The sequence below is a fragment of the Thiocapsa sp. genome, from assembly GCF_035467215.1.
Classification (GTDB): Bacteria; Pseudomonadota; Gammaproteobacteria; order Chromatiales; family Chromatiaceae; genus Thiocapsa.
Map to the genome: position 1 here is coordinate 1 of NZ_DATITZ010000347.1, position 6,334 is coordinate 6,334.

6 protein-coding genes and 1 pseudogene are annotated in these 6,334 nt (G+C 66.2%); 5 read left to right on the top strand and 2 right to left on the bottom strand.

The features are described 5' to 3' along the window. The first annotated feature begins 279 nt into the window (after positions 1-279). The 4 genes from VLR48_RS18770 (at position 280) to VLR48_RS18785 (ending at position 3,372) form a co-directional block, all read left to right on the top strand. A complete protein-coding gene (locus VLR48_RS18770; RefSeq protein WP_414718628.1) occupies positions 280-1,140 on the top strand; it encodes a fructosamine kinase family protein in 861 nt (286 codons plus the stop codon). A 124-nt stretch (positions 1,141-1,264) separates the two neighbouring features. Further along, positions 1,265-1,780 (top strand): histidine phosphatase family protein, encoded by a 516-nt coding sequence (locus VLR48_RS18775; RefSeq protein WP_325293247.1) that lies wholly within the window; start codon positions 1,265-1,267, stop codon positions 1,778-1,780. Positions 1,781-2,186: 406 nt separating this feature from the next. Then, positions 2,187-2,735, top strand: coding sequence for a hypothetical protein (locus VLR48_RS18780; protein WP_325293248.1), 549 nt, complete (start codon positions 2,187-2,189; stop codon positions 2,733-2,735). Continuing rightward, complete coding sequence (locus VLR48_RS18785) at positions 2,662-3,372, top strand: IS1096 element passenger TnpR family protein (RefSeq protein ID WP_325293249.1); 711 nt, start codon at positions 2,662-2,664, stop codon at positions 3,370-3,372. The genes VLR48_RS18780 and VLR48_RS18785 overlap by 74 nt, the downstream gene beginning before the upstream one ends. A gap of 284 nt (positions 3,373-3,656) precedes the next feature. Here VLR48_RS18785 and ypfJ read toward each other — a convergent pair whose 3' ends face one another. After that, positions 3,657-4,607, bottom strand: coding sequence for a KPN_02809 family neutral zinc metallopeptidase (gene ypfJ / locus VLR48_RS18790; protein ID WP_325293250.1), 951 nt, complete (start codon positions 4,605-4,607; stop codon positions 3,657-3,659). 100 nt (positions 4,608-4,707) lie between these two features. Beyond that, positions 4,708-5,862: an acetylornithine deacetylase gene (gene argE / locus VLR48_RS18795; RefSeq protein WP_325293251.1), complete on the bottom strand. Its 1,155-nt coding sequence runs from the start codon at positions 5,860-5,862 to the stop codon at positions 4,708-4,710. Between the two features lie 257 nt (positions 5,863-6,119). On the opposite strand from argE, the pseudogene VLR48_RS18800 reads away from it, so the two are divergent. Continuing rightward, positions 6,120-6,334: pseudogene (locus VLR48_RS18800) on the top strand (ribosomal-protein-alanine acetyltransferase); the annotation flags it as partial.

The window sequence follows — 6,334 nt, forward strand, 5'->3', positions numbered from 1 at the left end:
GATGATTGAGCCCGGCGAGTGAGCCCGATAGGTGATCGGGGCGTCATTCATAAGCTCGGCCGGTAGGGCGGACGAGCGAGAGCGAAGTCTAGCCATCCCCACGCCGACGCTGGTGGGCTGCGCTGCGCTTGTCTACCCTACGGCGTTTGTCCAACCTACAGCGCTTGTCCACCCGACCGCCGCGATCAGCGACGCGCCCGGGTTTGTGAACGAGGCCGTGATCGGGTGACACGATCCGGTGCCTGATGAGGGTGAGCAATCCCGGTGAATGATCGCGAAATGATCGCACGCCGGATCGCGGGTGCGACCGGACGGCCTTTCCGTATCCAACGAGAACAATCGGTCGGCGGCGGCTGCATCAACCGCGCCGTCGTCGTCGACGACGGTGCGCGGGCCTACTTCGTCAAGCTCAACAGCGCCGACCGGCTGGCGATGTTCGAGGCGGAGTCCGAAGGCCTCTCCGCCCTGCGCGGGGCGAGTGCGATCCGCGTTCCCGAGCCCGTCTGCACGGGCATCGCAGGCGCCCAAAGCTATCTGGCCATCGAGCATCTAGATCTCGCCGGACGCTTGGACGGCGCGCAGGCGGGCCGCCGACTGGCGCAGCTGCACAGATGCACGGCGCCCGACTTCGGCTGGCATCGCGACAACACCATCGGCTCGACCCCGCAGCACAACGCGCGAGCCTCCGACTGGGTCGACTTCTGGCGTGTGCATCGGCTCGGGTTTCAGTTGGATCTGGCGGCCCGCAACGGCTTCGGCCGCGCGCTGTCCGACTCGGGCGAGCGGTTGATGGCGGTCCTCGACGATCTGATCGGCCACCGCCCCGCGCCGTCTTTGCTGCACGGGGATCTCTGGGGCGGCAACATCGGTGCGACCCGCGAGGGCGAGCCGGTCATCTTCGATCCAGCCGTCTACTACGGCGATCGGGAGACGGATCTGGCCATGACCGAGCTCTTCGGCGGCTTCGGGTCCGGCTTCTACGCGGCCTATCGGGAGGCCTGGCCGTTGCCGCCCGAGTACGGCACGCGGAAGATCCTCTACAATCTTTACCACGTCTTGAATCATCTGAACCTCTTCGGCGGCGGCTATCTCGCACAGGCCAAAGGGATGATGGACCGGCTGCTGGCGGCGGTGCGTTGAGGGGCGAGGTGCGCGGGCCGGGGAATCCTCATTTCCTTGAAGATGACGGATATGTTAAAAGGCCCGCTACTGCGACCTAGATCCGTTCGACCTTTGCTTGAGTTACGCCGACCCTTTCTTCTCCATGCCCAGAGAGCTCCTCATCCTGCGACACGCCAAGTCCGACTGGGACTCGGTCGCGACGAGCGACTTCGATCGTCCCTTGGCGAAACGCGGAAAGAGCGACGCCCCCAAGGTCGGAGCCTGGCTCTATCGGGAGGGTTTAGTCCCGGATCTGGTGGTGAGCTCTCCGGCCGAGCGCGCCAAACAGACCGCGTCGAAGGTCTGCAAGTGTCTCGACATCAAGAAAAAACAGATCCTCTGGGATGCCGACATCTACGAGGCCGAGGTCCCGAAGCTCTTGTCGGTGCTCGGGCGTTGTTCCCCCGAGGCGGCGATCGTCCTGCTGATCGGCCATAACCCGGGCCTCGAAGAGCTCCTCATGCATCTGGTCGGCGAGGATCTGGAGATCCCCGACGACGGCAAGCTCCTCCCCACCGCCACCGTCGCCCGACTGGAGATGCCGGACGATTGGAGCGCCCTGCCGTGCGGCAGTGCCCAGCTGATCTCGATCACCCGCCCGCGCAGCCTCAAAGGCTGATCCCGTCGCGACTTACCCCGTCCGCAGGGTCTCTGCGGGGTTCGACAGAAAAACTCCCTTTCGCTTTATTCTCCCAAACGGCGCCCCGCCAAGCCCGCACCTGATTGGCAAGGAGCTTCAGTCGCGCGCCGAATCCACGTTTCGGGGCGGGGCCGCAAGTCACAAGCAACCAAAACCCTTGAGGGCGAGCGTGGCGAGCCGCGGTGGGGCAGTTTTCGTCGAACGCCAACGGCGCGACCGATGTCAGCCCGGGGCAGGCAGCGCCCCGGGTTTCAATCAACCCAAATCCGAGCCCTGAAAGGGCGGTTTAACCTAGATCCGGCACCGTTATCCCGCGGCGTAGCCCCGGGCTCGCGTGGTGAGCCCCGTTGGGGCAGCCGGAAATCAAGGGCATCGACTCGTGGCCATGACAGGCACCGTCGGATGGTGGATCAGGGAGAATTCTGCGCCGATCGGTGGCTCATTCCGTGAGCCCGGCGGATTGGTTCAGCGCCTTGACGATGGCCGCGTCCCGGCCGCTGGTCTGCTTGCCGAGGAACTGGATGCCATGGGGCGCAGGGAGCGCAACGAGCTGGTGAGCACTTCTGCACTCGACGGCCACGCCTTCGATCCGCGCGCGGCCGGCACCTTGCTGGCGGATTTCGATCGTCTGCTGGAGCTGATCGGCGATCGTGGACTCACCCTTTCGCCGAAGCACGCCTTTGCTGCGTCCTCGCTCGAGGCGATCAACCAGCGGCTCGCCAAACCGGTCAGGCTCGGGCTGAAGCGCACCATGCAGAAGTCCTACCCGGTTATCGGTGGACTCTATCTCCTGTTGCGGGCCAGCGGCCTGGGCCAGGTCGATGCCCTCGCCAAACCGCCACGTCTGGTTCGATCCGACGATGCTGAGCGCCTGTTCGGCCCTCAACGACACCGAGCGCTATTTCGCCTTGCTCAAGGCCTGGTGGGGGCGTAGAAATAACGCATTGATCGGCGAGCCGACGCGGCGGGGCGGCGATCTGACGGCTCAAGTCATCGACTTCGCCAAACAGTGTCTGACCAGGGGCTGTCCGCAAATCGAGCACCAGGACGCAATGAGCGGCCTGAAATACCGACCCGGCTTGGTCAATCTGGCCCTGCTCGAGCTTTTCGGTCTGTTCGAGATCCAGGTCATGCCTCCGGAGGAGGGGCAAGGATGGCGTCCCAATGCGATCGCCCTGACGTCTTGGGGCCATGCCCTGCTTGGCACGCTCGTGGAAGCCCGACATCAGGCGGGCGCGACCAACCTCGCGGCGCTGGCCTCGACGATCCTGACCGCGTTCGATTTCGATCACGACCATCTGAATCGCTTCAGCTATCAGAACCGTTACGGCCAAACGGTCGAGATCGACCACTCCGCTCTGGTGGGAGAGACGGACAACGCGGTGGCCGACGAGGTGCGTATCGGCGATCTCTCGCTGACCGAGGGCCAACAGATCGAGTTCCGGTTCGATTTCGGGGACGACTGGAGGTTCGGGATCCTCGTCGAGCGGCCCGAGGCTGGACCCGTACCCGCAGCACCGCTCATCCTGGAAACCCATGGCGAGGCACCGGCACAGTACGGCGAAGGATAATGGGACGAATAACCGAAACGGCAGTTGCTCTGCAAGCGCCGGGTCTACGAGCGCGCCGGCGTGCGCGAATACTGGCTGGTCCGTCCGATCGACTGCGCCCTTAGCGTCTAGCGCTTGGAACAGGGCCGCTTCGGTTGGGCCGAGGTGACGAAGCCGGCGGGCGAAACCCCGGTCGGTGCCGGGAGTGGTCATCGCCCGGGATGCGCCGGTCGGGCGTCTCGCGCCCCCGGAGGACTGAGTCTCCGCGAATTCCCGGTGCAGTCGTTTCGCGAACCTACGACCGGTCAAAGCGTCTTGGCCGAAAAGGTATCGCACGCGGAGGGCTCGCCTGTGGCGAGGCCGCGTTTGAACCAGCTCACCCGCTGTGCCGAGCTGCCGTGGGTGAAGCTATCCGGGGTGACATAGCCGCGGGTTTGGCGTTGCAGACGGTCGTCGCCGATGGCGGACGCGGCGTTGAGACCTTCCTCTACATCTCCTGATTCCAGAATGCTCCTCGCCTTGTGTGCGCGGTGAGCCCACACCCCGGCGAAGCAGTCGGCCTGCAGCTCCAGACGCACCGAGAGCTGATTGGCTTCCGCCGGGCTGGCCCGACGACGTGACCTCTCGACCTGCTCGGAGATGCCGAGCAGGTTCTGGACGTGATGGCCGACCTCATGGGCGATGACGTAGGCTTGGGCGAAGTCGCCGGGCGCGCCGAAATCACGACGCAGCTCGTCGTAGAAGGCCAGGTCGATATAGACGCGCTGGTCGGCCGGACAGTAGAAAGGCCCCATCGCGGCCTCGCCCAGACCGCAGGCCGAGCGGGTCATGCCCGAGAAGAGGACCAGCGTGGGTTCTCGATACTGCTCGCCGCCGGCCTTGAAGATCTCGCCCCAGGTGTCCTCGGTGTCCGCCAGGACCACGGAGACGAAGTCGGCGAGCTCGTCTTTGACCGCCGCGCTCGGGAGCCTGATCTCGGGTTGGCCGGCGCCGAAAGGATCGCCGTAAGGCGCCTGGCCGCTCGGCGCTCGGGAGGTCTCCTGAATCGGCCCCAATCCGCCTTGGGTCAGGAGAAGGCTCGGGTCTACGCCCAGAAGCAACAGGACGACCACCAGGACGAGACCGCCGACTCCGCCGCCGATCCCGACGCGGCGCCCTACGCCGAGCGGGCGCCGTCCCCCGAACGGGCTGTCGCCGACACCGCCGCCGCGGCGGTCTTCCACATTCTCGCTACGCCTGCCGCTCTTCCAACGCATGGGGTTTCCTCAGATGCCTAAACCGCGCCGGCTCTAACGGTCGTCAAACCTGCCGGGGCCAATCCCGTTCAAAAACATCGCATACCGCGCCGGGCGCGCTTTAACGTAGACAGAAACGCTGAATCAGGGCCCGCAAGAGGTCAAGCGTCGGTCGGATCCGATCCAGCTCCAGATACTCGTCCGGCTGATGGGCTTGAGCGATATCGCCCGGGCCGAGGACGATGGTCTCCATCCCGAGCTGGTTGAGGAAGGGCGCCTCGGTGCCGAAATTCACGGCCTCGGCGGTGTGGCCGGTCAGCCCCTCGGCGACGCGCACGATCGCCGAGCCGGCGGGCGTCTCGGCCGGCGGGATGGCCTCGAACAAGGGCTCGACGGACCAGGCGAGCCCGCGTCGGTCGGCGACGGTCGCGACTCGGCGACTGAGCTCGGCACGCACGTCGGTTGCGCTGAGACCGGGCAGGAGCCGCATGTCGACATGCAGCTCGCACTCGCCGCAGATGCGGTTGGGGTTGTCGCCGCCGTGGATGTGGCCGAGGTTCAGCGTCGGATACGGGATCCTGAAGCCTTCGTGTCGATGGCTGTCCGCAAGCTCCGAGCGCCAAGTCATCAGGGCGCCCATGACCTCGTACATGCCATCCAAGGCGTTGTTTCCGAGGGCCGGGTCGCTCGCGTGTCCGCTACGACCGACAAGGCGAATCGACTCGCCCATCACACCCTTGTGCAGGCGGACCGGCCGCAGACCGGTCGGCTCGCCGATCACCGCGTAGCGCCCGAGCGGTCGTCCGGCCTCGACCAGGGCGCGTGCACCGTGCATCGCGGACTCCTCGTCCGCCGTGGCCAGGATCATCAGCGGCTGCGCGAGATCGGTCGCGGTCAAGCCGCGTGCGGCCTCGATCGCCAGCGCCAGGAACGACTTCATGTCGGACGTGCCGAGCCCGTAGAGGCGCCCCTCCGCTTCGGTCAGTTTGAGCGGATCGTGAGTCCAGAGATGGGCGTCGAACGGAACCGTATCCGTGTGTCCCGACAGCACCAGACCGCCGGGCCCGCTGCCGAGCGTGGCCAGCAGGTTGGCCTTGTCCGGCTGCCCCGGCAACTCCAGGATCTCGACCCGGAAGCCGGCCGACTCCAGCCAGGAGGCCAACAGGTCGATCACCGCCCGGTTGCTGTGGTCGAAGGCGGGCGTGACACTGCTCACCGACAGGGTGCCGATCAGCCCTTCGAGCATGGTGGTCAGGGTCGGGGCCTGGCTGGGCATGAAGTGCTCCGCTGCATTGAGACACGAGGCTCGGGTCCGTCGCCCGAGAAGGATGTAGATTCGATCCGACGGCGCCGACCTCGGACGCCTTGCATTTTCCTGTGCGACCTGTAGATTTCGCCGACTCTATCCCGCCTTTCCGGCGCCCGCCAGTCCCCACGCCGTCAGCGAAGCCCGTGTCCAATCCAGTGCCCACCGATCCGATCAGCGACACCGCGCCCCCGCCTACACGACTGCGCCCTGCGGCGCTTGCCGACATGGGCGCGCTGCTACGGCTCGAGGGCGCGAGCTTCCAGAGTGACCGGCTGACCCGTCGCCAGTTCCGCTACATGCTGACCCGTGCGCAGGCGCGCACACTGGTCGCCGAGGATCCGGAGGGTGCACTGTTGGGGTCCGTCATGGTGCTCTTCAGCCGGGCCACCTCGGTCGCGCGCCTCTATTCGATCGCGGTCGCGGCACAGGCGCGCGGCCG

What these genes read in the sequence shown, in the direction of transcription:
- VLR48_RS18770 (WP_414718628.1), top strand. Translation starts at nt 280, where the DNA reads ATGATCGCACGCCGGATCGCGGGTGCGACCGGACGGCCTTTCCGTATC.
- VLR48_RS18775 (WP_325293247.1), top strand. Translation starts at nt 1,265, where the DNA reads ATGCCCAGAGAGCTCCTCATCCTGCGACACGCCAAGTCCGACTGGGAC.
- VLR48_RS18780 (WP_325293248.1), top strand. Translation starts at nt 2,187, where the DNA reads ATGACAGGCACCGTCGGATGGTGGATCAGGGAGAATTCTGCGCCGATC.
- VLR48_RS18785 (WP_325293249.1), top strand. Translation starts at nt 2,662, where the DNA reads ATGCTGAGCGCCTGTTCGGCCCTCAACGACACCGAGCGCTATTTCGCC.
- ypfJ (WP_325293250.1), bottom strand. Translation starts at nt 4,607, where the DNA reads ATGCGTTGGAAGAGCGGCAGGCGTAGCGAGAATGTGGAAGACCGCCGC.
- argE (WP_325293251.1), bottom strand. Translation starts at nt 5,862, where the DNA reads ATGCCCAGCCAGGCCCCGACCCTGACCACCATGCTCGAAGGGCTGATC.